Source organism: Mesorhizobium sp. M0119 (assembly GCF_040322615.1).
GTDB lineage: Bacteria > Pseudomonadota > Alphaproteobacteria > Rhizobiales > Rhizobiaceae > Mesorhizobium.
The window spans coordinates 1-1,816 of sequence record NZ_JAMYTU010000099.1 but is presented as its reverse complement, the minus strand read 5'-3'; the positions used below and the strand labels follow the sequence as shown (position 1 = coordinate 1,816).

Below are 1,816 nucleotides of genomic sequence, written 5' to 3'. Positions count from 1 at the left end.
GAATTAGCAACCGACGATATGCCAACGTACGCCCAATTTGCGCAGGTTGCGAGCGCAAAACTTACTACGCCAAACGTCCCGCCAGCACCTCGCTGCCAGGAGACCGTTTGCGCGGTTGCGAATGCCACGCCGGGCCGAGTCATCGACGCAAAGGCCTGCACAGGGTCAGCTTCAGAGCTTGGTCCCACCGGCTGAACGTCCGCTATGCCAAAAGCCCGCCATTCCGCTTCCGGCCCAAAACGCGACGGGGCAAGCGGTCTTCTGAAGGGCGGCACGCAGTCCCCTCGCCGCGGCGGTTACGTCCGATCGACGCCATCTGCGAAGGCCGGATTGGCGAGGTCATCGAAGCGGCGCGATCCTATGGCGCATTCGGCCCGGCCTGAAGGTCAGGCCGCCTTCAATGCAGCCGCTCGATACCGCCATAGCCGACCTTCACGAGCAGCCCTTCCTCGCACATCCGGGAGAGATAGCACCGTGGGATACCGATGTCGGTGAGATCGCGGGTCCGCACCTCGCCGCGCTCTCGCGCCAGAGCAACGGCGCGATCCCGGAGCGATGGCGGCCGCCCACCTGCAAGGCATAGTGCTTTTGCGCGGTCACGATCACGTTTTCGCATTTGATGCGGCTGTGGCGCGTCTCGGCGGAGCGCTATGGCGAATTCGTATTTCGCTGCTTCGTCGGTCCCGGGGAGCCACCGCCTATTGTACGCTAAGGCGCGCTAGAACCAGCCGCGGCGCGCCCAGGCTGCAATGCTGGCCGGGGAACAAGCGACATCGTCGGTAACAAGTCCCGTCTTATAAATCTGCACAACAGGTCGGCCGGGGCTAACTAGCTGACACTTGGTTGATCCCGGCATTAACCCAGGAACGTGTCTGTTCCAGCACCTCATCGGAAAGCGCTGGGTCGTCAATCGCCCGGGCGAGGATCACTGCCCCCACCATCGCCGCAAAGCTTCCGATCGCCGCGCGGCGCCTGTCTGCCGCATCCAGCTCCGGCAACGCCTTGCCAATACGGTCGATCTGCGATCGAAGACCTTCGGTCATGGCCGAGCGCGCTGCCGGGGTTTGATGGCGGATGGCCGCGGCAAGGCCCGCCGTCGGGCAACCACCGGCGCAGTTGTCGCGATGCCCGGGTGAAAGATAGTCATCCACATAAGCGCGAAGACCGCGCCCTCCGCCTGTGTCCGCGGCGAGGACATGGGCAAGGGTCTGCGCAATCAGGTCGTCTTTCGAGTTGAAGTGACCATAGAAACCGCCATGGGTCAGCCCGGCGGCCTTCATCACCTCCGCCACGCTGACCGCATCGAATCCCTTGTCGCGAAACAGCCGGCTTGCAACCTCCAGAATCCGGCGACGGTTCTCCGCCATCTGCTCTCGACTGACCTTCATTTCAAAATTCTCCGCCGGCTCCGTTGACATTTACATGATTGTCATCATATTTATCGGCAATCATGATAACCGTCATGAATATAAGTCCCTGCAGAGAAAAGAGCAATCCCATGACCGCCATTCCGTCAGTCCTCATCACCGGCGCCTCCACCGGCATCGGAGCTTCCTATGCCGATCGCTTTGCGCGCCGCGGCCACGACCTCGTGCTGGTTGCCCGCGACACGGCACGAATGGAGGCGCTGTCGGCGCGCCTGCGTCAGGAGACCGGCGTGGCGATCGACATCGTCCAGGCTGATCTCACGCAGCCCACCGATCTTGCAACGGTGGAGACGATGCGCATTTCGCAAAAGCCGGACAGTGATTCCGCTAAGTCGCGGACAGCTGTTTCATTAAGTCGCGGACAGTTTGGCGGTGTCGGTTCTCGGGTG

At 62.2% G+C, this 1,816-nt stretch carries 3 protein-coding genes; 1 reads left to right on the top strand and 2 read right to left on the bottom strand.

Features of this window, described 5'->3' with window-relative positions; genetic code table 11:
• Positions 1-397: 397 nt before the first annotated feature.
• Together NKJ40_RS31725 and NKJ40_RS31720 are read right to left on the bottom strand one after the other, a co-directional pair.
• The gene (locus tag NKJ40_RS31725) at positions 398-616 is read right to left on the bottom strand and encodes a type IV toxin-antitoxin system AbiEi family antitoxin domain-containing protein (protein ID WP_352469382.1); all 219 of its coding nucleotides are present in this window, start codon (positions 614-616) and stop codon (positions 398-400) included.
• A gap of 208 nt (positions 617-824) precedes the next feature.
• Positions 825-1,388 carry a TetR/AcrR family transcriptional regulator gene (locus NKJ40_RS31720; protein WP_352469381.1) on the bottom strand — a complete coding sequence of 188 codons (564 nt, stop codon included), beginning with the start codon at positions 1,386-1,388 and terminating at the stop codon, positions 825-827.
• 110 nt (positions 1,389-1,498) lie between these two features.
• Here NKJ40_RS31720 and NKJ40_RS31715 point away from each other — a divergent pair.
• Positions 1,499-1,816, top strand: a 318-nt coding sequence (locus NKJ40_RS31715) for an SDR family NAD(P)-dependent oxidoreductase (RefSeq protein ID WP_352469380.1), incomplete at its 3' end; no start/stop codon positions are given.

Coding starts and splice junctions, on each gene's coding strand:
- NKJ40_RS31725 (WP_352469382.1), bottom strand. CDS start 616: ATGCGAAAACGTGATCGTGACCGCGCAAAAGCACTATGCCTTGCAGGT.
- NKJ40_RS31720 (WP_352469381.1), bottom strand. CDS start 1,388: ATGAAGGTCAGTCGAGAGCAGATGGCGGAGAACCGTCGCCGGATTCTG.